Annotated in this window: 22 protein-coding genes; 9 read left to right on the top strand and 13 right to left on the bottom strand. The window is 73.5% G+C overall.

Annotated elements, in window-relative coordinates:
- Positions 1 to 28: 28 nt before the first annotated feature.
- Positions 29 to 1,081, top strand: coding sequence for a phosphate ABC transporter substrate-binding protein PstS (gene pstS / locus MF672_RS40415; RefSeq protein ID WP_242382983.1), 1,053 nt, complete (start codon positions 29 to 31; stop codon positions 1,079 to 1,081).
- A gap of 44 nt (positions 1,082 to 1,125) precedes the next feature.
- Here pstS and MF672_RS40410 read toward each other — a convergent pair whose 3' ends face one another.
- Genes MF672_RS40410 through sucC form a run of 6 tightly spaced genes read right to left on the bottom strand, consistent with a single transcriptional unit; the run spans position 1,126 to position 8,023 of the window.
- A complete protein-coding gene (locus tag MF672_RS40410) occupies positions 1,126 to 2,655 on the bottom strand; it encodes an aldehyde dehydrogenase family protein (RefSeq protein ID WP_242382985.1) in 1,530 nt (509 codons plus the stop codon).
- A 13-nt stretch (positions 2,656 to 2,668) separates the two neighbouring features.
- On the bottom strand, positions 2,669 to 4,390 hold the full coding sequence (gcl, locus tag MF672_RS40405; protein ID WP_242382987.1) for a glyoxylate carboligase: 1,722 nt from the start codon (positions 4,388 to 4,390) through the stop codon (positions 2,669 to 2,671).
- Positions 4,387 to 5,247 (bottom strand): 2-hydroxy-3-oxopropionate reductase, encoded by an 861-nt coding sequence (locus MF672_RS40400; RefSeq protein ID WP_302893360.1) that lies wholly within the window; start codon positions 5,245 to 5,247, stop codon positions 4,387 to 4,389. Before MF672_RS40400 ends, gcl begins: the two co-directional genes overlap by 4 nt.
- On the bottom strand, positions 5,244 to 6,008 hold the full coding sequence (locus MF672_RS40395) for a hydroxypyruvate isomerase family protein (RefSeq protein ID WP_242382988.1): 765 nt from the start codon (positions 6,006 to 6,008) through the stop codon (positions 5,244 to 5,246). Before MF672_RS40395 ends, MF672_RS40400 begins: the two co-directional genes overlap by 4 nt.
- Complete coding sequence (gene sucD, locus MF672_RS40390; RefSeq protein WP_242382990.1) at positions 6,005 to 6,886, bottom strand: succinate--CoA ligase subunit alpha; 882 nt, start codon at positions 6,884 to 6,886, stop codon at positions 6,005 to 6,007. The genes MF672_RS40395 and sucD overlap by 4 nt, the downstream gene beginning before the upstream one ends.
- 3 nt (positions 6,887 to 6,889) lie before the next feature.
- Entirely contained in the window at positions 6,890 to 8,023 is a 1,134-nt protein-coding gene (sucC, locus tag MF672_RS40385) for an ADP-forming succinate--CoA ligase subunit beta (RefSeq protein ID WP_242382991.1), read from the bottom strand.
- Positions 8,024 to 8,112: 89 nt separating this feature from the next.
- On the opposite strand from sucC, the gene MF672_RS40380 reads away from it, so the two are divergent.
- The 3 genes from MF672_RS40380 to MF672_RS40370 all read left to right on the top strand — a co-directional run bounded on the left by MF672_RS40380 (position 8,113) and on the right by MF672_RS40370 (position 10,502).
- Positions 8,113 to 9,402 carry an MFS transporter gene (locus MF672_RS40380; protein WP_247815667.1) on the top strand — a complete coding sequence of 430 codons (1,290 nt, stop codon included), beginning with the start codon at positions 8,113 to 8,115 and terminating at the stop codon, positions 9,400 to 9,402.
- 98 nt (positions 9,403 to 9,500) lie between these two features.
- The gene (locus tag MF672_RS40375; RefSeq protein ID WP_242374898.1) at positions 9,501 to 10,235 is read left to right on the top strand and encodes a GntR family transcriptional regulator; all 735 of its coding nucleotides are present in this window, start codon (positions 9,501 to 9,503) and stop codon (positions 10,233 to 10,235) included.
- Between the two features lie 90 nt (positions 10,236 to 10,325).
- Positions 10,326 to 10,502 (top strand): hypothetical protein, encoded by a 177-nt coding sequence (locus MF672_RS40370; protein WP_242374894.1) that lies wholly within the window; start codon positions 10,326 to 10,328, stop codon positions 10,500 to 10,502.
- 50 nt (positions 10,503 to 10,552) lie between these two features.
- Here the strand turns inward: MF672_RS40370 and MF672_RS40365 are convergent, their stop codons facing one another.
- The 7 genes from MF672_RS40365 to MF672_RS40335 form a co-directional block, all read right to left on the bottom strand.
- The gene (locus tag MF672_RS40365; RefSeq protein ID WP_242374893.1) at positions 10,553 to 11,524 is read right to left on the bottom strand and encodes a TerC family protein; all 972 of its coding nucleotides are present in this window, start codon (positions 11,522 to 11,524) and stop codon (positions 10,553 to 10,555) included.
- Complete coding sequence (locus MF672_RS40360; protein WP_242374892.1) at positions 11,521 to 12,012, bottom strand: hypothetical protein; 492 nt, start codon at positions 12,010 to 12,012, stop codon at positions 11,521 to 11,523. The genes MF672_RS40365 and MF672_RS40360 overlap by 4 nt, the downstream gene beginning before the upstream one ends.
- Entirely contained in the window at positions 12,012 to 13,418 is a 1,407-nt protein-coding gene (locus MF672_RS40355; RefSeq protein WP_242374891.1) for an Nramp family divalent metal transporter, read from the bottom strand. Before MF672_RS40355 ends, MF672_RS40360 begins: the two co-directional genes overlap by 1 nt.
- A 163-nt stretch (positions 13,419 to 13,581) precedes the next feature.
- On the bottom strand, positions 13,582 to 15,696 hold the full coding sequence (locus tag MF672_RS40350; protein ID WP_242374890.1) for an acetate--CoA ligase family protein: 2,115 nt from the start codon (positions 15,694 to 15,696) through the stop codon (positions 13,582 to 13,584).
- Positions 15,697 to 16,920 carry a formyl-CoA transferase gene (gene frc / locus MF672_RS40345; RefSeq protein ID WP_242374889.1) on the bottom strand — a complete coding sequence of 408 codons (1,224 nt, stop codon included), beginning with the start codon at positions 16,918 to 16,920 and terminating at the stop codon, positions 15,697 to 15,699.
- An 11-nt stretch (positions 16,921 to 16,931) separates the two neighbouring features.
- Positions 16,932 to 18,602: a thiamine pyrophosphate-binding protein gene (locus MF672_RS40340; protein WP_242374888.1), complete on the bottom strand. Its 1,671-nt coding sequence runs from the start codon at positions 18,600 to 18,602 to the stop codon at positions 16,932 to 16,934.
- Between the two features lie 88 nt (positions 18,603 to 18,690).
- Entirely contained in the window at positions 18,691 to 19,824 is a 1,134-nt protein-coding gene (locus MF672_RS40335) for a molybdopterin molybdotransferase MoeA (protein ID WP_407654810.1), read from the bottom strand.
- A 112-nt stretch (positions 19,825 to 19,936) separates the two neighbouring features.
- Here MF672_RS40335 and MF672_RS40330 point away from each other — a divergent pair, with 112 nt between their 5' ends.
- The 5 genes from MF672_RS40330 to fdhD are packed head-to-tail and all read left to right on the top strand — an operon-like array spanning position 19,937 to position 26,376.
- A complete protein-coding gene (locus MF672_RS40330) occupies positions 19,937 to 20,914 on the top strand; it encodes a 2-dehydropantoate 2-reductase (protein ID WP_242374887.1) in 978 nt (325 codons plus the stop codon).
- Positions 20,915 to 20,952: 38 nt separating this feature from the next.
- Entirely contained in the window at positions 20,953 to 22,854 is a 1,902-nt protein-coding gene (locus tag MF672_RS40325; RefSeq protein ID WP_242374886.1) for a molybdopterin oxidoreductase family protein, read from the top strand.
- 3 nt (positions 22,855 to 22,857) lie between these two features.
- The gene (locus MF672_RS40320; protein ID WP_242374885.1) at positions 22,858 to 24,675 is read left to right on the top strand and encodes an NAD(P)H-dependent oxidoreductase subunit E; all 1,818 of its coding nucleotides are present in this window, start codon (positions 22,858 to 22,860) and stop codon (positions 24,673 to 24,675) included.
- Positions 24,672 to 25,514 (top strand): 2Fe-2S iron-sulfur cluster-binding protein, encoded by an 843-nt coding sequence (locus tag MF672_RS40315; RefSeq protein ID WP_242374884.1) that lies wholly within the window; start codon positions 24,672 to 24,674, stop codon positions 25,512 to 25,514. Before MF672_RS40320 ends, MF672_RS40315 begins: the two co-directional genes overlap by 4 nt.
- Positions 25,507 to 26,376 carry a formate dehydrogenase accessory sulfurtransferase FdhD gene (gene fdhD / locus MF672_RS40310; protein WP_242374883.1) on the top strand — a complete coding sequence of 290 codons (870 nt, stop codon included), beginning with the start codon at positions 25,507 to 25,509 and terminating at the stop codon, positions 26,374 to 26,376. The genes MF672_RS40315 and fdhD overlap by 8 nt, the downstream gene beginning before the upstream one ends.
- The last annotated feature ends 81 nt before the right edge of the window (positions 26,377 to 26,457 follow it).

The following is a 26,457-nucleotide window of genomic DNA, read 5'->3' as shown; positions in this document are numbered from 1 at the left end:
GCCGGAGGCGGCCTCTTAGCCTGGGCGGGTGGGCAAGCCGACCATGGTGCTGATCGCCGCCGCCGTCCTGGCCGCCGGCGCCGCCGGGGTGGGCGTGGCCCTGATGTTGTCGCGCGGCGACGTCACCGGCGAGCCGCCGCCGGTCACCGCGTCCATCACCGGCTCGGGCTCGACCGCGCAGAAAGGCGCGATGGACGCCTGGCGCGCCGAGTTCCAGCGCCTCCACCCGATGCTGCGCGTGCGCTACCGGGCCAACGGGTCGAGCGCCGGCATCGCCGACTTCGTCGCGGGCCGCACCGCGTTCGCCGGCTCCGACGTGCCGATGAACGCCGGCGAGCAGCGACGGGCCGACCGGCGGTGCGGCGGCCGGGCCGAGCACCTGCCCATGGTGGTGGGGCCCGTCGCGATCGTCTACAACCTGCCGTCCGTGCCGGACCTGCAGCTCTCCCCCGCCACGCTGACCGGCCTCCTCACCGGGCGCATCACCCGGTGGGACGCCCCGCAGCTCGCCGCCGACAACCCCGGCCGGCGGCTGCCGGACGCGGCCGTGCGCGTCTTCCACCGCTCCGACGGCTCCGGCACCACCCACAACCTGACCGCCTACCTCAGGGCCACCGGCCGCTGGCCGCACCGGCCGGACACCAGGTGGACCGGCGCGGGACGCGGCGTCGCGGGCTCCGGCGGCATCACCCAGGCCGTCCAGCACACCAGGGACTCCCTCGGGTACGTCGAGTACGGCTTCGCCGGGAGCGCCCGGCTCAGCACCGCCCGGCTCCGCAACGCCGCCGGGCGGTACGCGGCCCTGTCGCCGGAGAGCGCCAGCGCGGCGGTGCGGGGCGCGCGGGTCGGGCGCGACCTGGTCGTGACGGCCGGCTACGCGGCCCGGGTGCCGGAGGCGTACCCGCTGGTGATGGTCACGTACGAGATCGCCTGCGCGGCCGAGCCCGACCCGGTGGTGCGCTCCTTCCTCAGCTACACGGCGGGGGACGCGGGGCAGTCGTACCTGTCCCTGTACGGGTACGCGCCGCTGCCCGAGCCCCTGCTCGCCCGCGTCCGCGCCCGCCTCAACGTCACGGACTGACGCCCGGGCCCGCCCCCACAGGGTGCGAGGGCGGGTGGGCGGGGTCAGGGGAGGAGGGTGTAGTGGGGGAAGTTGCCGGGGAGGCGTTCGCCGTCGGGGCCCGAGGTGGCCGCTTTGACCAGCAGGTCGCCGCCGACGAACGCGCCCCGCCACGACGCCCCCAGCCCGCCGAACAGCTCCTCGCGGTCGCCGCGCGACCGTGGCCGGTTGTGGCCGACCTTGAAGGCGCGCACCTGGGGGGCGAGCCGGTGGAAGGTCCGCTCCTCGTCGCAGGACAGGGTGGCGACGAGCGCGCCGTTGCTGGCGTTCATGGCGGCCAGCAGCTCGGCCTCGGTGTCGACCAGGACGATCGTGTCGACCGGGCCGAAGGGCTCGGCGTGGTGGAGTGGTGAGGAGGGAGGCGGGTTGAGGAGGGCGGTCGGGGCGAAGTAGGCGGATAAATCCTGGCCTGGGAGGAAGTGTCCGGCGGCCAGGGACGCGCGGTGCACCGGCACCCCGCCCCGCGCCACCGCCTCGTCCACCTGGTCGGCCAGCTCCTTGGCCTTGGAGGCGTTGATCAGCGGCCCGAAGTCCAGCTCGGGCAGCGGGTCCTCGGGGTCGGCCACGGCGAGCGGGTGGCCGAAGCGCAGCGCGTCCACCGCCGCCAGGTAGGCCCGCAGGAAGTCGTGGAACAGCGCGCGCTGCACGACGAAGCGCGGGTAGGCGGTGCAGCGCTGCTTGGCGTAGTCGAAGGAGGCGCGGATCTGGCGGGTGAGGGTGTCCCAGTCGCCGTACTCCCACACGCCCCAGCAGTTGAGGCCCTCCTGCTCCAGGACGTGCCGCCGGCCGACGTCGGCGAGGGAGGTGGCGACCTTCGCCCCGGCGTCCCTGCCGCCCACGAACGACACGCAGCCGAGCGCCCGCCCGCCGGCCAGCACCGGCGACAGGTCCGCCCCTCCCCCGCTGACCAGCGTGAACGGCAGCCCTTCGCGGACGGCGAGCGCGCAGGCCAGGGTGAGGCAGCACAGCCCGCCGTCGGTCGGGGTCTTGGCGATGACCGCGTTGCCAGCCAGCGCCTGCACGAGCATGGCGTGCATGAGCACGCTCATCGGGTAGTTCCAGCTCGCGATGTTGCTGACCGGGCCGGGCAGCGGGGTGCGCCCGGCGGTCATGCGGTCGATCTCGCCGAGGTACCAGCGCACGCCGTCCAGGCAGCGGTCCACGTCGGCGCGGGCGGTCCGCCACGGCTTGCCGATCTCCCAGACCAGCAGCAGGGCGAGCAGGTCGCGGTGCGCGGCCATGGACTCGACGGCGGCGGCGACCATGGCCTTGCGCTCGGCGAGCGGGACGTGCCGCCAGCGCCGGTGCTCCTCCACGGCCCCGGCGACGGCGCGGCCGGCGCCCGCCCGGTCCAGCCGGGGCGGGCCGGCGATGGCGGTGCCGTCCAGCGGCGAGAAGCCGGGCACCGGGCGCCCGTCGCGCTGCCAGATGCCGCCCCAGTGGTTGAGCACCCGGTCGTCGTGGAAGGCCTCGGGCGCCGCCGCGCAGCAGCGGTCGTAGGCGTCACGCCAGGCCGTACCCGGTTTGAGCCGCATGTCGGTTCCCTCCTCAGTCGGACCAGTCGGCGGTGATGAGCTCGGGCAGCGGCTCGAACTCCTTGACCGCGTCCAGGGCGGGGCCCATGGCGGCGTTGGCCTCGCGCTCGACCATCACCTCCACCAGCACCGGCAGCCGCTCGCGGGCCGACTCGGCGCTCGCCCAGGCGAGCGCGTCGCGGAGGTCGCCGGGCAGCTCGACGCGGCGCGCCGGGCAGCCGAACGCCTCCATGACCTTGACGTGGTCGATGCCGCCCTCGCCGTAGTGCAGGTCCACGGCGTAGTTCATGTCGTACGGCAGCTCGGCCTGCCTGATGAGCCCCAGGTACTCGTTGTTGATCATGACGATGACGAACGGGATGCGGTACTGGGCGGCCACCGCGACCTCCTCCATGAGGAACTGGAAGGAGTAGTCGCCGACGACGGCCACCACCTGCCGCTCCGGGTGCGCGCACTTGACGCCCATCGCGGCCGGCACCTCCCAGCCGAGCGGCCCGGCCTGCCCGCACACCAGGTAGCGGCGCGGCAGGTACGTCGTCTGGAACTGGCCGGACCAGATCTGGTAGAGCCCGATGGCGGTGACGAACGTGGTGTCGCGGCCGAAGAAGCCGTTCAGCTCCCTGAACACCCGGGGCGGCTTGATCGGCACGTCGTCGAAGTCGTCGCGCCGGTTCATGGTGCGGCGCAGGCCGGCCACCCGGCGCGGCCACCTGCCCGGCTCGCGCGGGCCGCCGCGGGCGCGCGCCTCCTCCAGCAGCCCGGCCAGCACCGGCCGGGCGTGCCCGACGATCCCGAGGTCGGGCTCGAAGACCCGGCCGAGCTGCGTCGGCTCGATGTCGGCGTGAATGAACGTGCGCCCGCGCCGGTAGACGTCGAGGTCGCCGGTGTGCCGGTCGCCGAAGCGGGCCCCGACCGCGAGCACCAGGTCGCTGTCCAGGAACGCGGCGTTGCCCCACCGCGTCTGCGTCTGGACGCCGGCCATCCCGGCGAACAGCGGGTGGTCCTCGGGGAAGGCGCCCTTGCCCATGAGCGTCACCTGCACGGGCACCTGGAGGTGCTCCGCGAGCGCCCGCAGCTCCTCGGCGGCCTCGCCGATGATCACGCCGCCGCCCGCCAGCAGGATCGGCCGCCGGGCGCCCTCCAGCAGGTCCAGCGCCCGCCGCAGCGCCGCGGGCAGGGGGCGCGGCACCTCGACCGGCAGCGGGGCGTCGAGGTCGCGGTCGTACCGGCAGGTGCCGCGCTGCACGTCGAGCGGCAGGTCGATGAGCACCGGGCCGGGCCGCCCCGAGCGGGCGACCCGGAACGCCTCCCGGAACACCCACGGCGCCTGCGCGGGCTCCTTGAGCTGCACCGCCCACTTGGTGACCGGCCGGGCGACCTCCACGATGTCCACCGCCTGGAACGCCTCCTGGTGCAGCTTGGAGGTCACGGCCTGGCCGGTGACGCAGATCATGGGGATCGAGTCGGCGAGCGCGGTGTAGAGGCCGGTGATCATGTTGGTGCCGGCCGGGCCGGAGGTGCCGATGCAGACGCCGACGTTCCCGGTGACCCTGGCCCAGCCGTCGGCGGCGTGCGTGCCGCCCTCCTCGTGGCGGACCGTGACGTGCCGGACGGAGCTCTTCCGCAGCGCGGCGTAGAGCGGCAGGATGGCCGCCCCGGGAATGCCGAAGACGGTGTCCACCCCCTCCGACTCCAGCACCGCCGTCACGGCCTCCATACAGGGGATCCGCTTCATCCGTTCAGCCTTTCGACGACCTTGAGCAGGGCGGAGTGGTCGAGCGAGCCGTGCCCCTGCGCCCTGGCGGCGGCGACGAGCTGGGCGACCTGGCCGGTGAGCGGCAGCGCGACCCCGGCCTCGCGGGCGGCGGCGACGGCGATGCCCATGTCCTTGTGGTGCAGGTCGATGCGGAAGCCGGGGGCGAACTCCCGCTTGATCATGGTGTGCCGCTTGAGCTCCAGGATGCGGGAGCCGGCCAGGCCGCCCGCCAGCACGTCCAGGCCGGCCGCCGGGTCCACGCCGCTCGCCTCCAGCAGCACGATGGCCTCGGCCACCAGGCCGTAGATGCCGCCGACGACGAGCTGGTTGGCCGCCTTCACGGTCTGCCCGGCCCCGGCCGGGCCGACGTGCACGACGGTGGTGCCGAGCGTGCCGAGGAGCGGGCGGGCGGCCTCGAACGCCTCCCGGTCGCCGCCCACCATGATCGACAGGGTGGCGTCGACCGCGCCGCGCTCGCCGCCGCTGACCGGGGCGTCGAGGGCCCGCACGCCGGCGGCCGCGGCCTCGCGCGCCACCCGGCGGGAGGTCTCGGGCCTGATCGTGCTCATGTCGACGTAGAGCAGGCCGGGGCGGCCGTACTCGACGACGAGCGGCGCGACCTCCTCGACCTGCGGGGAGTCGGGCAGCATGGTGATCACCGCGTCGGCGCCGCCGACCGCGTCCACCACGCCGGTGCCGGCCTTGCCGCCGAGGGCGGCGAGCTGTTCGACGCGCGCGGCGCTGACGTCGTAGCCGCACACCGTGTGGCCCGCCTTGAGCAGGTTGGCGGCCATGGGGCTGCCCATGATGCCGAGTCCGATGAAGCCGATGTTCACGCGTGCCTCCAGTCGAACGCGCCCGGCCCCTCGTGCCGGTACTCCAGGCCGACGTGTCCCCGGTAGCCCGCGGCCGACAGCCGGGCGAAGATCTCCGGGTACGGCATGTCGCCGCTGCCCGGCCGTCCCCTGCCGGGGTCGTCGGCGACCTGGACGTGGCCGAGGCTGGCGCCGTGCCGGTCGATGAGCGCGAGGACGTCCTCGCCCATCCGGTGCAGGTGGTACAGGTCGGCCAGGAAGGCCACGTTCTCCCGGTCCACCTCGTCGATCAGCGCGAACGCCGCCGCCGACGAGGTGATCGGGTAGTGCGGGTTCTCGTGGGAGTTGAGCGCCTCGACGACCACGGTCGCGCCGATGCCGGCGGCGGCGTCGGCGGCCCGGCGCAGGTTGGCGACGGCCAGCTCCCTGTCGGTGCCGGGGCCGTTGCCGTAGAGGGCGTTCAGCACGGTGCAGCCCAGCTCCCCGGCCAGCCGGACGGCGGGCCCGACGTTCGCGCGGAAGCGGCCCGAGCCGTCAGGGCGGGCCAGCAGGCCGCGCTCGCCCGCCGCCATGTCGCCGGCGTCGAAGTTGAGGCCGGTCAGGCGGACCCCGGCGTCCCGGATCGCGCCGCGCAGCGCGGCGAGCTCGGCCCCGGACGGGTCCGGCCCGTCGAAGGGCCACCACAGCTCGATCGCGTCGAACCCGTGCTTGGCCGCGGCGGCCGGCCGCTCCAGCAGCGGCAGGCCGGTGAGCAGGATGGAGGCGTTGACGCTGAACCTCACCGCGCACCCGCCAGCACCGAGCGCATCAGCCGCGCGGTCTCGGAGGGGGTCCTCCCGACGCGCACGCCGGCCGCCTCCAGGGCCTCCTTCTTGGCCTGCGCGGTGCCGGAGGAGCCGGAGACGATCGCGCCCGCATGCCCCATCGTCCGGCCCTCGGGAGCGGTGAACCCGGCCACGTACGCGACCACCGGCTTGGTGACGTGCCCGGCGATGTGGGCCGCGGCCCGCTCCTCGGCGTCGCCGCCGATCTCGCCGATGAGGACGATGGCGTCGGTGCCCGGGTCGTCCTGGAACGCCCGGAGGCAGTCGATGTGCGTGGTGCCGACGACCGGGTCGCCGCCGATGCCGACGCAGGTGGAGAAGCCGAGGTCGCGCAGCTCGTACATGAGCTGGTAGGTGAGCGTGCCGGACTTGGAGACCAGGCCGATGCGGCCGGCGAAGGTGATGTCGGCGGGGATGATGCCGGCCGACGACTGGCCGGGGCTGATCAGGCCGGGGCAGTTGGGCCCGATGATCCGGGTGCGGCCCTGGGCCAGCGCGCGGAAGCGCACGGTGTCGTGCACCGGCACGCCCTCGGTGATCACCACGCAGAGCGGCACCCCGGCCGCCACCGCCTCCTCCACGGCCCCGCCGGTGAAGCGCGGCGGCACGAACACCACCGACACGTCCGCGCCGGTCTCCTCCACCGCCTCGGCCACCGAGCCGAACACCGGGACGGTGCGCTCGCCGAAGTCCGCCGACCGGCCGCCCTTGCCCGGGGTGACCCCGGCCACCACGTCGGTGCCGGCGGCCAGCATGCGGGCCGTGTGCCGGGTGCCCTCCGCGCCGGTCATGCCCTGCACGAGCACCCGGCTGTCCTTGGTGAGGAAGATCGCCATCTGTCACGCCCCTGCCGCGAGTCCGGCCGCCGTGGCGGCGGCGCCGTCCATGGTGGAGACCTGGCGGACGGCCGGGTGCCGGGCCTCGTCGAGGATGCGCCGGCCGAGCTCGGCGTTGTTGCCGTCCAGGCGCACGACGATGGGCCGGCCGCGGCCGCGCTCGCCGAGGAGTTCGAGGGCGGTGACGATGCCGTTGGCCACCGCGTCGCAGGCCGTGATGCCGCCGAAGACGTTGACCAGCACCGAGCGCACGTCCGGGTCGGCCAGGATGATCTCCAGCCCGTCGGCCATCACCTGGGCGGAGGCGCCGCCGCCGATGTCCAGGAAGTTCGCCGGGGCCGCGCCCGCGCCGGCCACCACGTCGAGGGTGCTCATCACCAGCCCCGCGCCGTTGCCGATGACGCCCACCGAGCCGTCGAGCTTGACGTAGTTGAGCCCTTTGGCGCGGGCGCGGTCCTCCAGGCCGCCGTCGGACGGCTCGGCGAGGTCGCGCCGGTGCCGGAAGGCGGCGTTGCCGTCCAGGGTGACCTTGCCGTCGAGCGCCACGATGCGCTGGTCGGTGGTGCAGACGAGCGGGTTGACCTCGACCAGCAGGGCGTCCTCGGCGACCAGCACCCGCCACAGCCGCTCCAGCGCCTCGGCGGCCTGCTCGGGCAGGCCGGCCCTGGCGGCCAGCAGCCGCGCGGTGCCGGCGTCGACGCCGGTGACCGGGTCCACGGGGAGCCGGACGACGGCGTCGGGGTCGCTCGCCGCCAGCTCCTCGATCTCCATGCCGCCCTGGCCGGACACCATCGCCAGGAACCCGCCCTCGGCGCGGTCCACCAGGAAGGCGGCGTAGTACTCCTCGAACGGCACCGTCGCCGCCTCCACCAGGACGCGGCGCGTGCGGTGTCCCTTGATGTCCATGCCCAGCACGCGGGCGGCCTCCTGCTCGGCCGAGGCCGGCCCGGCGGCCGGTCTGATGCCGCCGGCCTTGCCGCGTCCGCCGGTCTTGACCTGGGCCTTGATGACCACGGGCTGGTTCAGCTCGGCCGCGATCGCCCGGGCCTCGGCCGGGGTGGCCGCGACCGCGCCGCGCGGTACCGGGATGCCGTGCCGCCCGAAGAGCTCCTTCGCCTGGTGTTCGTACAGGTCCATGCGAGCCTCCTTTGTCTACGGTATACCGTATGGAATATTCTCCGTCCAGGGCCTCGACAGGAATCCGAGAGCGGGATACTCCATACAGTATGGAGAATGCAATCCGAGACTGGCGCGGGCGCACGTACCTCCCCGGGCCCGTCCCCGCCGACCGCACCCGCATGTTCCGGCTCGCCCTCGCCGCCATGGCGGCGATCAGCCCCCTCCAGTACGGCTTCGCCGCCCTCCTCGCCCGCGAGGGCGCGGGCCTCACCCTGCTCGCCGCCTGGATCGCCTGCCAGGCCGCGGGCGCGCTGCCCGCGCTGCGCCTGGTGCGCCGGGGCCGGCTCGGCGTACGCCCGGCGCTGGCGGCCGGCGCGGCGCTGAGCGCGACCGGCCTGGCCGCCGCCGGGCTGGCCGGGCCGGCGGCGGGGGCGGCGGCGGGGGCGGTGATGGCGGGGGTCGTGGCGTTCGCCGGGTACGCGCTGCTCGGCGGCCTCGGCGCGGGCCTGGTCTACGGCGTGTGCTGCGAGGTCGTCGCCTCCTGGTACCCGGAGCGGGCCGCCGCCCGGGTCGGGCTCGCCACCGGGGCCTTCGGCTACGGCGCGGTCCCGTTCCTGGTGTGGGCCGGGCTCGCCCCGGGCGCGACGCCGGCCGCGTTCCTGACCGCCGCGGCCGTGGCCGCCGTCGCCGTCGGGGCGGCCGCGCGGCGGCTGCGCCCGGCCCCCGCGCTGTGGTGGCCCGGCGACCTCGACCCGCGCACCTACGCCCTGGACGCGGCCCGGCTGCGCGTCACCCCGGACGCGGCCCGCCAGTTCCTCCTCCCCCAGGCCCTGCGCACCCGCGCGCTGCCCGCCCTCGCGCTCATCCTGACCTGCGCGGGCGCGGTGTCCGTGGCCGACGTGGTCGTGGTGGCGGCGACCGGGTCGTGGGCGGCGGTGGCGGTGCTGGTGGCGCTGAACGGCGCCGGCCGGTCGCTGGCGATGCGCTGCTCGGAGCGGTTCGGCCGGCGCCGCACGCTGGCCGCCGTGCTCGGCTCGCTCGCCCTCGGCCAGCTCCTGCTGACGGCCGCCGTCGCGCCGCCCGCCGCCCCGCATCCGGGCGGGCGGGAGGTGCTGCTGTGGCTCGGCGCCGTGGCCGCCGGGCTGGGCGGCGGGGCGTTCTACCCGCTGCTCGCCAGCCTCGTCCGCGAGTTCTTCGGCGTGGAGCGGCACGGCGAGATCCACGCCGTCGTCTACAGCGCCAAGGCCCTCGCGGGCGCCGGCGCGGCCGTGCTGGCCGCCGCCGCGCTGAGCGCCCCCGCGACCGCCCTGCCGGTCGCCGCGGCGCTCGCGGCCCTGCCCGCCCTGGCCGCGCTCCGCCTGCGGCTGCCCGGCCTGCCGGTCACGCTGCCCGCCTGACCACCCCTGTGACGAGGTTCACCGGCCGCGTTGGCGCGGCGAACGGTATGCTGTAGGCAGTCGACCAAAAACCATTAACGGCTCCTGGAGAGGTGACCATGTTGCTGTCGGAGCAGGCCGGTCAGCCGGCGGCCGCCAAGATCCAGCGCCCCGCCACGCTGCGCGAGAGCGTCATCGAGGCCATCCAGGAGCTGATCGTCTCCGGCCAGCTCAAGCCCGGCCAGCACCTGGTCGAGAGCGAGCTGGCCGACCTCCTCGGCGTCTCCAGGCAGCCGGTGCGCGAGGCCCTTCAGCAGCTCAGCGGCGAGGGCTGGGTGGACCTGCATCCCGGCCAGGGCGCGTTCGTGCACGTGCCCACCGTAGAGGAGGCCGACCAGCTGCTCGCCGTACGGGCGCTGCTGGAGACCGAGTCGGCGCGGCTGGCCGCCCAGCACGCCGACCGCGACGGCGTGAAACGGCTGCGCGCGCTCTGCGCGCGCGGCATCGCCGCCGTCGAGGCCGACGACGTGGACGCCGCCGTGGCCACCAACTCCGAGCTGCACGCCCTGGTGACCGCGCTGTCCGGCAACAAGGTGCTGGCCGAGCTGACCAGCCAGGTGGCCAGGCGGGTGCGGTGGTACCACACCCCGGTGGCCCGCCGGCGCGGCATGGCCTCCTGGGAGGAGCACACGAGCCTGATCGACGCCATCGAGGCCGGTGACGAGGGCCGCGCGGCGCAGATCATGCGCGAGCACACCGAGCACACCCGCGAGTCCTACATGGCGCAGCGGGAGAAGGAGCCCGTCCAGCCCGCGCCGAAGCCGGTGCGCCGGCGTCGCCGCACGGCGGGCTGAGGGCCGCTTGACCTGACGTTCACACCGCGACACCCGCTCCGAAACACCTCGGGAAGAGGATGGAGCCGCACGGATGGGAGGTGCATGACCATGAGAGCGTTTCTCCGCTTTCTCCTCGCGGATCCGGCGGGCTGGCCCGCCGACGGCCGCATGCTCGGCCTCGGGCTGAGCACGGCCCTGCGCAAGCACCACTCGGCCGACGACGCCGAGCGCTACCTGCGGCGGTGGGCCGCCGAGCACGACGTCCACCGGAGTCCGCGGCACTGACGGGCCGCGGCGAGAGCGCCTCAGGAGGACGACGCCCCGCCGTGGCGTGGTCAGCGCTTCACCGGCTCGGGCTCCTTCGCCCTCCTGGCGTCCCGGGCCGACTTGACCAGGCTCAGCACCGTGGTGACGGCGAGGGTCCCGACGATGACGCCGAGGGAGACCAGGATCGGGATCTCCGGCGCCCAGGACACGCCGTCGTGGTGCAGCGCCTCCATGATCAGCTTCACCCCGATGAAGGCGAGCACCACCGACAGCCCCTTGCTCAGGTAGACGAGCCGGTCGAGCAGGCCGCCGATGAGGAAGAAGAGCTGCCGCAGCCCCATGAGGGCGAAGGCGTTGGCGGTGAACACCAGGTAGGGCTCCTTGGTGAGCCCGAAGATGGCCGGGATGGAGTCGAGCGCGAACAGCAGGTCGGTGGTCCCGATGGCGACCATCACGATCAGCATCGGGGTCACCGTCCGGCGCCCGTGGTGCACGGTGAGGCGGGCGCCGTGGTAGGTGTCCGTGGTCGGCAGCACCCGGCGCACGGTCCGCAGCGCGAGGTTCTCGGAGAACTCCGCCTCCTCGTCCTCGTGCCCGATGAGCTTCCACGCCGTGTAGACGAGGAAGGCGCCGAACACGTAGAACAGCCAGTCGAAGCGCTGGACCGCCCCCGCGCCGGCCGCGATGAACGCCCCGCGCATGACCAGCGCCAGCACGATGCCGATGAGCAGCACCTTCTGCCGGTACTGGCGCGGCACCTGGAACCTGCTCATGATCAGCAGGAACACGAAGAGGTTGTCCACGCTCAGCGAGTACTCGGTGATCCAGCCGGCGAAGAACTCCCCGCCGTGCCCGGGGCCGGACAGCAGGAGCAGCCCCGCCCCGAAGGCCGCGGCCAGGGCGACGTAGAACGACACCCAGCCGACGCACTCGCGCATCGACGGTTCGTGCGGGTTGCGGGCCACCATCCAGAAGTCGACCGCGATGACGAGGGCGAACCCCCCGATGGTGGCCGCCCAGATCCAGAGGGGCAGGTTCACCGCCTGCTTCCCTTCTTTCTGGCGCGCAGCAGAGTGGCGTACCTGACGTAGACGCCGAGCAGCTCCGCCGCTCGCGGGTTGACGTCCGCGCGGCGCGCCAGCCAGTACGGCATGACCCGCTCGTGCAGCCAGACGAAGCCGATGGCGAAGCCGAGGCTGACCATGGCCTGGTAGGCGAGGAAGGCGAGCACGCCGTCGGCCATGCCGAGGCCCACCACGCTCTCCTGCAGCAGCCGGGACAGGGGGAAGGCCGCCATCCAGTAGAGACCGGCCGGCCCGAAGGTGCCGGGCCGGAGCACGCCGTGCCCGACGAGGACGCCGTACAGCCCGCCGAACAGGGCGAGCGGCGCGGCCAGCGCCAGTGCCGCCAGCGCGGCCAGTCCGGTGGGCGCCCCCGCGAACAGGGTCAGCCCACCGGCCATGGCACCGGCGACGGCTCCGATGGTCGCCCCCGGGAGGGCGAGTTCGAAACTGTGCCGTCTGTCCATCAGCCCACGACCACGCCGAAGGCGAAGAGGCTGTAGAACAGCATCCCCAGGTAGAACACCGCGCCGAAGCCGATGATCGCGTTCGACCACCACCTGGGCCGGATCGGCTTGGGCAGCATGCGGTTGTTCACCAGCAGCAGCGTCACGCAGTACGCCCCCATAGCGAACGTCGACAGGAACGCCAGCGTGTCGAGGATCCCGCTCGGCCCGTCGGCCGGCCCGAACAGCAGGATCAGGATGCCGAAGAGGATGACGCCCCACAGGAAGATCGCGTAGAGCCGGGACATGCCCAGTTTCTTCGCCCCGGGGACGAAGTGGAAGGTCATGTCGGCCTGGCCGCGCGAGAACGAGTCGAACAGGCCGAGCGTCGCGTTCAGGCCGATCAGCGCGATGAACCCGAGGAAGACGGCCCCGAGCACCGAGCTGCCCGCCGAGGAGACGGCGTTGGACATCGCGCTCAACGCCACTTCCCGGTCGTCGCCCTGGATGGCCGTGCGCACGGCCGGGTCGATCCGCACCGCCGACTGGGCGATCACCGTGAAGGAGATCGTGACCAGCATGGTGATGCCCCAGAAGAGCAGGATGGCGTCGAAGGTGACCCAGCGCCGCCAGCCCTTCCACTTGGCCATCTCGGCCGGGTCGTCGGTGTCGAACATGAACCCGCGGGCCGGCCGCTCCTCCTCCTCGCCCGCGTGCCGCAGGCCGCGCACCTGCGGCTGGTGCGCGCCCATGCCGGCACCCGAGTCACGCAGGTGCAGCGTGTACCACATCTGCTGCATGCCCGAGGGGCCAGCGAAGGCGCAGGCCCCGACGATGACGGGGAACCAGGTGGACGTCATGGCCTCCGGCGGCAGGTAGCCGAAGGAGAACATGCCGCTGAGGGTGGTCGCCACGTCGCCCCAGGAGCCGACCATGGCCGCGACCACGGCGGTGCCGAGCACGAGCGTGCCGATCAGCAGCGAGAGCGCGACCTCCAGCAGGTTGTAGATCACCTTGGCGAGGGTGAAGATCACCCCGACGAAGACGAGCCCGGCCACCGCGGTCGCCACCCACGGGACGCCGGTGATCTCCTCGAAGGCGGCCGCGCCGGCCGACAGGTGGCCCGGCCAGATGTAGACGGCGATGGCGACGACGAAGAAGAACCACATCAGCGGCTTGAACACCCGGGCCGCGCCGGAGAAGATGCTCTCCCCGGTGGCCATGGCGTAGCGCGCCATCTCCAGCATGACCACGGCCTGCAGGGTCACGCCGATCAGGAACAGCCACCTGATCTCCGGCCCGAACAGCAGCACCAGCCGCGGCCACATGTACGACTCGCCCATGCCCACGCCCAGCGCGATCAGGAAGACCGTCGGCCCGAGCACGTGCACCGAGGGCGGCGCGTCCGGCAGCTTCCTGATGGGCATCGGCTCGAGCCGGCCCGCTTTCCATACTCGTTGATCCTCGACCGGCGGCGTGGCCGTCGCCGGTGGTGTGTTCGATGTGTCCACCTACGGACCTCCTGGGGGGTTTGTTGCCTTCCTCGTGCGCCCCGATGAGCCCCCTCGCCCCGTCCTGCTCCGCCTGGCTCTAGCGCAGCAGTCCGGCAGCCCTGGCCCATCGGTACTTGGCACCGAGGACCGCCACGGGCTTCTCCGTCGTGTACGGGTACGCGACCACGCCGTGCTCGAACAGGTACTCGCAGGCCTCCTCAACCTCGGTGTCGCCGGCCAGCGACGCCACGACCGGCTTGACGTTGCCCTTCTCCTTCTCCTCCGCCACCACCCGGGCGACGAGCTCGGCGAAGACCATCGGCGGCGTCACGATCGTGTGCCAGTAGCCGAGGACGAGCGCGTGGATGCGCTCGTCGGCGAGGCCGAGGCGGACCGTGTTCCCGTAGGTCGAGGGCGGCTCGCCGCCGGTGATGTCGATGGGGTTGCCGGCCGCGCCGAACGGGGGGATGTAGGCGCGGAAGGCGGTGTCCAGGTCGGGCGGGATGTCCATGAGCGTGAGCCCGGCGTCCACGCAGGCGTCGGACAGCAGCACGCCGGAGCCGCCCGCCCCGGTGATGATGACGACGTTCTCGCCCCGCGGCGCGGGCAGCAGGGGCAGCGCGCGGGCGTACTCCAGCATGTCGTTGAGCCCGGGGGCGCGGACCACGCCGGCCTGGCGCAGGATGTCGTCGTAGACCTTGTCGTCGCCGGCGAGCGCGCCGGTGTGCGAGCCGGCGGCCCGCGCGCCCATCGCGGTGCGCCCGGCCTTGAGCACGATGACCGGCTTCTCCCTGACCACCCGGCGGGCGGCCGCGACGAAGCCGCGCCCGTCCTTGAGGTCCTCCAGGTGCATGGCGACGGCCTTGGTGTTGTCGTCCTGCTCGAAGAAGGTCAGCAGGTCGTCCTCGTCCACGTCGGCCTTGTTGCCGACGCCGACGATCGCGGACACGCCCATCCTGGTGGTGCGGCTGAAGCCCAGGATGGCCATGCCGATGCCGCCGCTCTGCGAGGTCAGCGCCACGCTGCCGCGCACGTCGTACGGGGTGCAGAAGGTCGCGCAGAGGTTCTCCGGCGTGTAGTAGTAGCCGTAGATGTTGGGGCCGAGCACGCGCACGCCGTGCCGCCGGGCGATCTCCACGATCTCCCGCTGGCCCTCGGCGTTGCCGGTCTCGGCGAACCCGGACGGGATCATGATCGCCCCGGCCACGCCCTTCTCCCCCGCCTCCTCCAGCGCCGCGGCGACGAACTTGGCGGGGATGGCGAAGACGGCCACGTCCACGTCGCCGGGCACGTCGGCGATGCTCTTGTACGCGGGCAGCCCCAGGATCTCGTCGGCCTTGGGGTTGATCGGCAGGATCCGGCCCCGGTAGCCGCCGTCGATGAGGTTGCGCATGACCGAGTTGCCGATCTTGCCGTTCTCGGCGGAGGCGCCGATGACGGCGACCGAGCGCGGCTTGAAGATGCGCGTCATCTGCCGCAGGATCTCCTCGCGCGGCAGCCGGCGGACCTCCTCCGGCCGGTCGCCGACGATGATCCGCACGTCGGCGGCCACCGCGCCGCGGGCGTCGGCGAAGACGGGGTTGAGGTCGACCTCGGCGATCTCCGGGTGGTCGGTGACCAGCCGGCCGACGCGCTCGATCAGCCCGGCCAGCGCCGCCCGGTCCACGGGCTCGGCGCCGCGGGCCCCGCGCAGCACCTCCGCCGCCCGGATGTCGTCCAGCATCGCGAGGGCGTCGTCACCCGAGACCGGGGCGAGCCGGAAGGTCACGTCCTTCAGCACCTCGACCAGGACCCCGCCGAGCCCGAACGCCACGACCTTGCCGAAGGTCGGGTCGGTGACCGCGCCGACGATGACCTCGTGGCCGCCGCCGACGAGCTGCTGCACCTGGACGCCGTCGATCTTCGCGCCGGGGTTGTACGCGCGGGCGTTGGCGAGGACGGTCCCGTAGCCCTCCCGCACCTCCTCGGCCGTCCGCAGGCCGACCAGCACGCCGCCCGCGTCCGTCTTGTGCAGGATGTCCGGCGAGACGATCTTCAGCACGACCGGGAGGCCGATCTTCTCCGCGATCTCCGCCGCCTCGCCGGCCGAGCCCGCCAGCCCCTCGCCGGGGGTGGCGATGCCGTACGCCTCGCACAGCAGCCGGCCCTCGGGAGCCGTCAGCGCGGTCCGCCCCTCGGCGCGCGCCCGCTCGATCACTTCCCTGGGGTCCACCTAGATGACTCCGTTCGCCTTGAGCTCGGCCAGCTCCTCCGAGCCGACGCCGAGCTGGCCGTAGATCTCCTCGTTGTGCTCGCCGAGCAGGGGCGGGGTGCGCACCTCCACCGGCGAGTCGGAAAGCTGCAGCGGGCTGCCGACGGTGACGAACTCGCCGCGCTCGGGGTGCGGCACCGCGACGACGATGCCCTCCTCGCGCAGGGTCTCGTCCTCCACCAGCTCCCGGGTGGACAGGATCGGCCCGCACGGGATGTTCTCGGCGTTCAGCCGGTCCAGCACCGTCCACTTGTCGTGGCGGATCGTCCACTCCTCGATGAGCTGGAACATCTTGTCCAGCTTCGCCAGCCGGGCCTCCGGCGTCGCCCACTCGGGGTCCTCCGCCAGCTCCGGCCGGCCGATGATGGACGCGATCGGCTTCCAGCCGACCGGCTGGACGATGACGTAGATGTAGTCGTTGGGGCCGCCCGGCGCGCAGCGCACCGCCCAGCCCGGCTGGCCGCCGCCGCTGGCGTTGCCCGAGCGCGGCACCTCGCCGTTGAAGGTCTCGTTGGGGTACTCGCGCAGCGGGCCGTGCGCCAGGCGCTGCTGGTCGCGGAGCTTGACGCGGCACAGGTTCAGCACGGCGTGCTGCATGGCCACCTGCACGCGCTGCCCGCGGCCGCTCCGCTCGCGCTGGTAGAGCGCCGCCAGGATGCCGGCCACCGCGTGGACGCCGGTGCCGGAGTCGCCGATCTGGGCGCCGGTCGCGAGCGGCGGGCCGTCCTCGAAGCCGGTGGTGCTCATCGAGCCGCCCATGGCCTGCGCGATCACCTCGTACGCCTTGAACCTGGCGTACCGGCCGGTGCCGAAGCCCTTGATGGAGGCGTAGACCAGGCGCGGGTTGAGCTCCTGGAGGCGCGGCCAGGGGAAGCCCATGCGGTCGACCGCGCCGGGCCCGAAGTTCTCCACCAGCACGTCGGCGTCCTTCACCAGCTCGGTGAAGATCTCCTTGCCGCGCTCGCTCTTCATGTTGAGGGTGATGCTGCGCTTGTTGCAGTTCAGCATCGTGAAGTAGAGGCTGTCCACGCCCGGCACGTCGCGGAGCTGCTGCCGGGTGATGTCGCCGGTCGGGGCCTCCAGCTTGACCACGTCCGCGCCCAGCCAGGCGAGCAGCTGGGTGCACGACGGGCCGGACTGCACGTGGGTCATGTCGAGGACGCGGACGCCTTCGAGAGCCTTCATGTGATCCGCCCTTACTTGTACATGGTCTGGTTCATGGTTCCGGGGGCGTACACCTCTGGGTCGACCCAGACGTTGATGAGCGAGGGCTTGCCCGATTCGCGGGCCCGCTCCAGCGCGGGGCGGATCTCGGCCGGGTCGCGCACCTCCTCGCCGTGGCCGCCGAGCAGCTTGGCGAACTCGCCGTAGCGGATGTCGCCGAGGGTGTTGCCGACGCGGGCGCGGTCCTGCCCGTACTTGGCGGCCTGGCCGTACCTGATCTGGTTCATCGAGGAGTTGTTGCCGATGACCCCGATGAACGGCAGGTCGAAGCGGACCATCGTCTCGAAGTCCCAGCCGGTGAGGCTGAAGGCGCCGTCGCCGAACAGGCACAGCACCTCCTTGTCCGGCCTGGCCTGCTTGGCCGCCATCGCGAAGGCCATGCCGACGCCGAGCGTGCCGAGGGGCCCGGGGTCCATCCAGTGGCCGGGCGACTTGGGCTGCACGACCTGGCCGGAGAAGGTGACGATGTCGCCGCCGTCGCCGATGTAGATGGTGTCCTCGGTCAGGAACTCGTTGATCTCGTGCACCAGCCGGTAGGGGTCGATGGGCCGGGCGCCGGAGTGCTGGCGCGGCAGCCGCTTGTCGTAGGCGGCGGTCTCGACCGCGCGCAGTTCGTCCAGCCACGCCTTGCGCTTGGCGGCGGCGTCGCCGATCCGGCCGCTCGCGGCCTGCGCGGCGGCCGCCAGGATCAGCCCGGCGTCGCCGACGATGCCGAGGTCGATGTCGCGGTTCTTGCCGACGGTGCGGTAGTCGAGGTCGATCTGCACGACGGTGGCCGTCGGGGACAGGCGCTTGCCGTAGCCCATCCGGAAGTCGAACGGGGTGCCGACGATGATGATGAGGTCGGCCTCGGTGAAGGCGTAGCGGCGGCTGAGCTGGAAGTGGTGGGGGTCGCCGGGCGGCAGGGTGCCGCGCCCGGAGCCGTTCATGTACGCCGGCACGTTCAGCGCCCGGACGAAGTCGATCGCCGCGTCGGTGGCCCGGCAGGTCCACACCTGGCTGCCGAGCAGGACGCACGGCTTCTCGGCGTGGGCCAGCAGGTCGGCCAGCCGCTCGACGGCCTCGGGGTCGCCCTGCTGCCGGGTGGAGGCCCGGTAGCGGCCCGGCTCGGGGATGCGCGCCTTCTCCAGCGGCACCTTCGCGTCGAGCACGTCGCGCGGGATCTCCAGGAACGACGGCCCGGGAGCGCCGTGGTAGCACTCGCGGAAGGCCATCGACACGATGTCGGCCACCCGTTCCGTGCTCGGCACCGTGGCGGCGAACTTGGTGATCGGGGTCATCATGTCCACGTGGGGCAGGTCCTGGAGCGAGCCCATCTTGTGCTGGCTCAGGGCGCCCTGGCCGCCGATGAGCAGCATCGGGCTCTCCGCGCGGAACGCGTTGGCCACGCCGGTCACCGCGTCCGTGGTGCCCGGTCCGGCGGTGACGACCGCGCAGCCGGGCTTTCCGGTGATGCGGGCGTATCCGTCGGCGGCGTGCGCGGCGACCTGCTCGTGGCGGACGTCGATGACCTCGATGCCCTCATCGACACAGCCGTCGTAGATGTCGATGATGTGGCCGCCGCAGAGCGTGTAGATCACGTCCACGCCCTCGGCCTTGAGCGCCTTGGCCACGAGATGACCGCCAGAGATCGTTTCCGACATTCGATGCCACCCTTTCCGGCTGTCTTCCGCATACTGCATACCGTATGAAGGCAATGGTTACTCCGTCCCGATCGGCCTGTCCAGCCCCTCAGGGCAACTCGATCAGCTCGACCTGCTCGCCGTCCCAGCCGGGCGGGACGACCGCCAGGGCGTCCGCGAGGGCCGCTCCCCACAGGGATCCGGGCCGGTCGTGGCCCACGGGCACCGCCCCGCGGGCCGAGCGGCGGACGGGCACCAGGCGGGTGTCGCGGGGATGCGCCCGCACCGGGCCGGCCAGGGCGCCGCTCTCGCGGGCGGCGGGCGTGCCGGCCAGCCGGCGCAGGACCGGGACGAGCAGCGTGAGCGCCGCGCCGAGCGCCGCGAACGGGTTGCCGGGGAGCCCGGCGACCAGCGGGCCGCCCGGGAGCCGGAACAGCGCCTGCGGGTGCCCCGGCCGCACGGCGACGCCGTCCACCAGCACCTCTGCCCCGAGGCCGGCGAGCACGGCCCGCAGATGGTCGGCGGGCCCCTTGGACGACGCCCCGCACACCACCACGACCTCCGCCCCCGGCGCGGCCAGGGCGGCGCGCAGGGGCTCCGGCCCGTCCGGCAGGTGGAGGGTGTCCGCGATCCGCCCGCCCGCCCACGCCACCAGCCCCGGCAGGAACGGCCCGATGGCGTCCCTGACCCGGCCGGGCGCGGGCAGCCCCCGGTGCACCACCTCGTCGCCGGTGACCAGCACCAGCACCCCGGGCCGGGGCCGGACCAGGAGGTCGTCGTGCCCGAGCGCCGCGGCCAGCCCGAGCACGACCGGCGTCACCTCGGCCCCCGCCCCCAGCACGGCGGCCCCTTCGGGGATGTCCTCGCCGCGCCGCCGGATGTGCCGCCCCGCCTCGGCCGGCCCGTCCACCAGGCCGGCGCCCGCCTCGGCGAGCTCGTAGGGCAGCACCGCCTTCGCCCCCGCCGGCACCGGGGCGCCGGTGGCGATCTCCACCGCCTCCCCGTCCGCCAGCTCCCCCGGGTACGCCGCGCCTCCGGCCAGCACCCGTCCCGCCAGGCGCCACGGGCCCGCCCCGGCCACCGCGTAGCCGTCCATCGCGGAGACGTCCACGCCCGGCACCGGCACCAGGGCCCGCAGCGGCCCGGCCAGCCGGCACCCCAGCGCCTCGGGCAGCGGCACCGGCACGGCCCCGAGCGGCCTCGCGTTCGCGGCGGCCACGCGCCGGGCGGCCTCCCATGACATCGCTTCCACCACTGGATCATGCCGCACCACGGTCATCCGCAAGCTCCTTGACCGGCCTTTTTCCATACTGTATACCGAATGCACAATCCGACGCGAGAACGGAGCGCGCAGCATGAAGGTCGCTGTTCTTGGCGCCGGCGCCATCGGCGCGTACGTGGGAGCCGCCCTGCACCGGGCGGGAGTCGAGGTGCACCTCATCGCCAGGGGCGAGCACCTGCGGGCGATCCGCCGCGCCGGTGTGCGGGTGCTCTCCCCCAGGGGCGACTTCACCGCCCACCCCCATGCCACCGACGACCCCACCGAGGTCGGGCCGGTGGACCACGTCTTCCTGGGCCTCAAGGCGAACAGCTACGCCTCGGCGGGCCCCATGATCGAGCCGCTGCTGCACGCGACCACGAGCATCATCGCCGCGCAGAACGGCATCCCGTGGTGGTACTTCCACGGGCTCAAGGGCCCCTACGAGGGCTACCGCATCGAGAGCGTCGACCCGGGCGGCGCGGTCACGGCCGCGCTGCCCCTGCCTCGCGCCATCGGCTGCGTCGTCTACGCGGCCACCGAGATCGAGAGCCCCGGGGTGATCCGTCACCTGGAGGGCACCCGCTTCTCCATCGGCGAGCCCACCGGGGAGCTCACCGACCGGTGCCGGACCTTCAGCGCGGCCGCCGTCGCGGGCGGCCTGAAGTGCCCCGTCGAGCGCGACCTGCGCCGCGACGTGTGGATCAAGCTCATGGGCAACATCGCCTTCAACCCGATCAGCGCCCTGGCCCGCGCGACCATGGCCGGCATCTGCCGCCACGACGGCGCGCGCGAGCTGGTCGTCGCGATGATGCGGGAGACCGTGGACGTGGCCCGCCGCGTGGGCTGCGACCCCGGGATCTCCATCGAGCGCCGGCTGCGGGGCGCGGAGAAGGCCGGCGAGCACAAGACCTCCACGCTCCAGGACCTGGAGAAGGGCAAGCCGCTGGAGCTGGACGTGCTCCTCGCGGCCGTGGTCGAGCTGGCCGACCTGACCGGCGCGGACGTCCCGACGCTGCGGGCCATCCACGCGGTCAGCGACCTGCTGAACGCGAACCTGGTCCGTGCGGTTTAGCCTGGAATACCGTAGCCTGTATACAGAATGGAGGGATCATGAGCTACGACCGCCTGACCCATCCACTGGTGCGCGAGAACGGCGTGCTGCGCAGAGCCACCTGGGACGAGGCGCTGGACCGCGCGGCGGAGGGCTTCCGCCGCAACGTCGCCCGGCACGGGCCCGACTGCTTCGCGATGTTGTCGTGCGCCCGTTCCACCAACGAGATGAACTACATCGGCCAGAAGTTCACCCGCGTGGTCATCGGCACCAACAACGTGGACTCCTGCAACCGCACCTGCCACGCCCCCAGCGTGGCCGGATTGTCCGCCGTGTTCGGCAGCGGCGGCGGCACGTCCTCCTACCAGGAGGTGGAGGACACCGACGTGATCGTGATGTGGGGGTCGGCGGCCCGCAACGCCCACCCCATCTTCTTCCAGCACGTGCTGAAGGGCATCAAGAACGGCGCCAGGATGTTCGCGGTGGACCCCCGGCGCACCGGCACCGCCCAGTGGGCCGACCTCTGGCTCGGGCTCAACGTCGGCACCGACATCCCGCTCGCGCACGCCGTCGCCCGCGAGATCATCCACGCCGGGCTGCACAACCGGGCGTTCATCGAGCGGGCCACGACCGGCTTCGAGGAGTTCAAGGAGTGCGTCGAGCCGTGGACGCTCACCGCGGCCGAGCAGGTCACCGGCGTCCCGGCCGAGGCGATCAGGGAGCTGGCGCACGCCTACGCCCGCGCCGACCGGGCCCAGCTGTGCTGGACGCTCGGCATCACCGAGCACCACAACGCCACCGACAACGTCCGGGCGCTGATCAACCTGGCCCTGCTGACCGGCCACGTCGGCCGCTACGGCTCCGGCCTGTCCCCCTTACGCGGCCAGAACAACGTGCAGGGCGGCGGCGACATGGGCGCGATCCCCAACCGCCTGCCCGGCTTCCAGGACATCCTCGACCCCGCCCTGCGGGCCCGCTTCGAGAGCGCCTGGGGCACCTCCATCCAGCCCCGCTACGGCCGCAACCTCACCCAGATGCTGGAGGGCATGGCCGAGGGCGAGATCACTGCCTGCTACCTCATCGGCGAGAACCCGGTGCAGTCCGAGGCCGACTCGCTGGCCTGCGTCAAGCGCCTGTCCATGCTCGACCACCTCGTGGTGCAGGACATCTTCCTCACCAGGACCGCCCAGATGGCCGACGTCGTGCTGCCCGCCAGCGCCGCCTGGTGCGAGGCGGACGGCACGTTCACCAACAGCGAGCGGCGGGTGCAGCGGGTGCGCAAGGCCCTCGAACCGCCGGGCGAGGCGCGCGACGACATCGAGATCATGTGCGAGCTGGCCCGCCGCATGGGCCACGACTGGCACTACGACGGGGCCGAGGAGGTCTGGAACGAGCTGCGCGCCCTGTCGCCGCAGCACCGCGGCATGACCTACCAGCGGCTCGCCGAGCTGCAGGGCATCCAGTGGCCGTGCCCGTCGGAGGACGCGCTGGAGCCGCCGTACCTGCACGGGCGGCTCTGGGCCGACGACCCGGCCGAGCGGGGCCTGCCCGCGCCGTTCGCGGTGCTGGAGCACTCGCCGCCGGTCGACCTGCTGGACGAGGAGTACCCGCTGCGGCTCACCACCGGCCGCCGGCTCGACTCCTACAACACCGGCGTGCAGTCCTCCGGGTTCGCCTCGCCGCTGCGGAGGGGCGAGACGATCGAGCTGTGCCCCGAGGACGCCGAACGCCTCGGCGTGCGCGCCGGCGAGGAGGTGCGGATCACCTCGCGCCGCGGCTCGGTGACCGCGCCGGTCTTCATCGACCCGGCGCTGCGGCCGGGCCTCGTGTTCATGACCTTCCACTTCCCGGACGAGGTGGACGTCAACTCGCTCACCATCGAGGCGACCTGCCCGATCGCGGGCACAGCGGAGTTCAAGGCGGCCGCGGTCCGCGTCGAGAAGCTCGTGAAGGCCGGGTGAGGCATGGACATCCGATTCCGTGACGCCGAGCCGTCCGAGGAGGAGCGGGCGGCCGTGGACGCCGTGCTCGGGCCGCCCGCCAGCGGCTGGGAGGGCGGCGCCAGGTCGGCCGCCGACCTGCGCTTCGCCGCCCGGTCCGAGCCCCGGCGCGACCTGCTGCTGCCCGCGCTGCACGCGGTCAACGACCGGGTGGGCTGGATCAGCGAGGGCGCGCTCGACTACGTCTGCCGGCGGCTCACCGTGCCGCCGGCCGAGGCGTACGGGGTGGCGACGTTCTACTCGCTGTTCTCGCTGAGCCCGCGCCCGAAGCGGGTGCTGCACGTGTGCACCGACCTGGCCTGCCAGGCGAAGGGCGGCCAGCGGCTGCGCGACCAGGTGGAGCAGCGCCTCGGCCCGCCCGGCGGGTCCTGGCAGGAGAGCCCCTGCCTCGGCCTGTGCGAGCGGGCCCCGGCCGCGCTCGCCCTGGAGGCCGGGCGGCCGCCGCGCGCCGAGGTGTACGCCCCGGCGGACGCCGACGAGATGGCCCGCACCCCCGCCGACGCCGTGGCCGGCGCGCCCAGCCCCGACGGCGGCGGCCCGCACCTCGACGTGCCGGGCGACGCCCCGGCCGTGGCCGCCGTGCCGCAGGCCGGGCAGGACGGCCTGGTCCTGCTGCGCCGCGCCGGCCGGGTGGACCCCGGCAGCCTGGACGACTACCGCGCCACCGGCGGCTACCTCGCGCTCCGCCGCGCCTTCGAGCTGGGCCCGGCCGGGGTGATCAGGGAGGTGCTGGACTCGGGCCTGGTCGGCCGGGGCGGCGCGGCGTTCCCGACCGGCCGCAAGTGGGACGCGACGGCCCGCCAGCCCGACCACCCCCACTACCTGGTGTGCAACGCCGACGAGAGCGAGCCGGGCACGTTCAAGGACCGCGTGCTCATGGAGAACGACCCGTACGCGCTGGTCGAGGCCATGACGGTGGCGGCGTACGCGACCGGGTGCCCCAAGGGCTACCTCTACCTGCGGGGCGAGTACCCGCGGGCGGCCGCCCGGCTCCGGCACGCCATCGCGACCGCCCGCGCCCGCGGCCTGCTCGGCACCGACATCCTCGGCAAGGGCTTCTCCTTCGACATCGAGCTGCGCCTCGGCGCGGGCGCGTACCTGTGCGGCGAGGAGACCGCGATCTTCAACTCCATCGAGGGCTACCGGGGCGAGCCGCGCAGCAAGCCGCCGTTCCCGGTGGAGAAGGGCCTGTTCGGCAAGCCGACCGTGGTCAACAACGTCGAGACGCTGGTGAACGTGCTGCCGATCCTGGAGCGCGGGGCGCCGGTGTACGCCGAGGCCGAGCCCAAGCTGTTCTGCGTCTCCGGCGCGGTCGAGCGGCCCGGCGTGTACGAGCTGACGTTCGGCGCGACCCTGCGCGAGCTGCTGGAGCTGGCTGGCACCACCGGCACGCCCCGGGCGGTGCTGCTCGGCGGCGCGGCCGGGGCGTTCGTCACGGACCTGGACATCCCGCTCACCTTCGAGGGCACCAGGAACGCCGGCGCGACCCTCGGCTCCGGCGTCGTGCTCGTCCTCGACGACACCGTGGACCTCAAACGGCTGATCCTGCGCATCGCCGCGTTCTTCCGCGACGAGTCGTGCGGCCAGTGCGTGCCCTGCCGGGTGGGCACCGTCCGCCAGGAGGAGGCGCTGCACCGGCTGTCGCGGCGGGTCTCCCACGAGGACCTGCTGCTGCTGCGCGAGGTCGGCCGGACCATGCGCGACGCCTCGATCTGCGGCCTCGGGCAGACCGCCTGGAACGCCGTCGAATCGGCCATCGACCGCCTGGGAGTGTACGAATGATCCCGCTCCAGCCGCCCCGGCGGCTCATCGACGTCCAGATCGACGGCGAGACCGTGCGCGTGCCGGAGGGCGCCACGATCCTCGACGCCTGCCGGGCGGCGGGCAAGGACGTCCCCACCCTCTGCTACGGCGACACGCTCACCCCGAAGAACGCCTGCCGGGTGTGCGTGGTCGAGGTCGAGGGCGCCCGCACCCTCGCCCCCGCCTGCTCGCGCAAGGCCGAGGCGGGCATGAAGGTCGGCACCGGCACCGAGCGCGCCCGGCACAGCCGCAAGGTGGTGCTGGAGCTGCTCGGCTCGTCCGTCGATCTGTCCACGACGCCGCGCGCGGCCGAGTGGACCGCCGAGTACGGCGCCGACCCGGCCCGCTTCGGCGCCGACGCGGCCACCGTCGCCCAGCCCGCCAAGGTGGACAACGACCTCTACGTCCGCGACTACAGCAAGTGCATCCTGTGCTACAAGTGCGTGGACGCCTGCGGCGACCAGTGGCAGAACACCTTCGCCATCGCGGTCGCGGGCCGGGGCTTCGACGCGACGATCTCCACCGAGTTCGACGCGCCGCTCACCGACTCGGCCTGCGTCTACTGCGGCAACTGCGTCGAGGTGTGCCCGACGGGCGCGCTGTCGTTCAGGACCGAGTTCGACATGCGGGCCGAGGGCACCTGGGACGAGTCGCGGCAGAGCGAGACCACGACGGTGTGCAGCTACTGCGGCGTGGGCTGCAACCTCACGCTGCACGTCCAGGACAACAAGATCGTCAAGGTGACGTCGCCGCACGACAACCCCGTCACGAAGGGCAACCTCTGCGTGAAGGGCCGCTTCGGGTACGGCTATGTCTAGGGTCGCGGCCAAGCGCCGCGTCCTGAAGGTCAAGGACGCGGCGCGGCTGCGCACCGTCGACTCGCTGGCCGCCGAGGAGCCGCTGGAGATCCGGCTCGACGGGGTGCCGCTGACCGTCACCATGCGCACGCCGGGCGACGACTTCGACCTCGCCGCCGGCTTCCTGGTCAGCGAGGGGGCGGTGAGCGCGCCCGGCGACCTCGCCGCCATCCGCTACTGCGCGGGCGCGACGGCGGACGGCGGCAACACCTACAACGTGCTCGACGTGCGGCTCGCGCCCGGCGTGCCGCGCCCCGAGCCGCGCAACTTCTACACCACCTCCTCCTGCGGCGTGTGCGGCAAGGCGTCGCTGGAGGCGGTGCGCACCGTGGCCCGCTGGAGCGCCGCCGGCGACCCCGTCACGCTGCGGCAGCCCGTCGTGGCGGGCCTGCCCGACCGGCTGCGGGCCGCCCAGCGGGTCTTCGACCGGACCGGCGGCCTGCACGCCGCCGGGCTGTTCACCGCCGAGGGCGAGCCGCTGTGCGTGCGGGAGGACGTGGGCCGGCACAACGCCGTGGACAAGCTGCTCGGCTGGGCGCTGCGCGAAGGGCGGCTGCCGCTGCGCGGGTGCGTGCTCATGGTGTCCGGGCGGGCGTCGTTCGAGCTGGTGCAGAAGGCGGTGATGGGCGGGGTGCCGGTGCTGGCCGCCGTGTCCGCGCCGTCGTCGCTGGCCGCCGAACTGGCCGCCGAGGAGGGGCTGACGCTGATCGGGTTCCTGCGCGGGACCTCGATGAACGTCTACACCGGCGAGCACCGCCTGCGCGCCCCTGACGTCACTCCCAGCGCCGGCACTGGCTCCGCCGGCGCGCGTTCACCGGGGTGATGAACGGGATGCCGAACGGCCCCGCGCATGCCCCCCGGCAAGCCGTCCGGCATCCCGACCCTGATCAGGATTTTGACAACC

Source organism: Actinomadura luzonensis (assembly GCF_022664455.2).
Taxonomy (GTDB): Bacteria; Actinomycetota; Actinomycetes; order Streptosporangiales; family Streptosporangiaceae; genus Nonomuraea; species Nonomuraea luzonensis.
The sequence above is the reverse complement of the archived record's forward strand: the minus strand, read 5'-3'. Positions and strand labels throughout refer to the sequence as shown.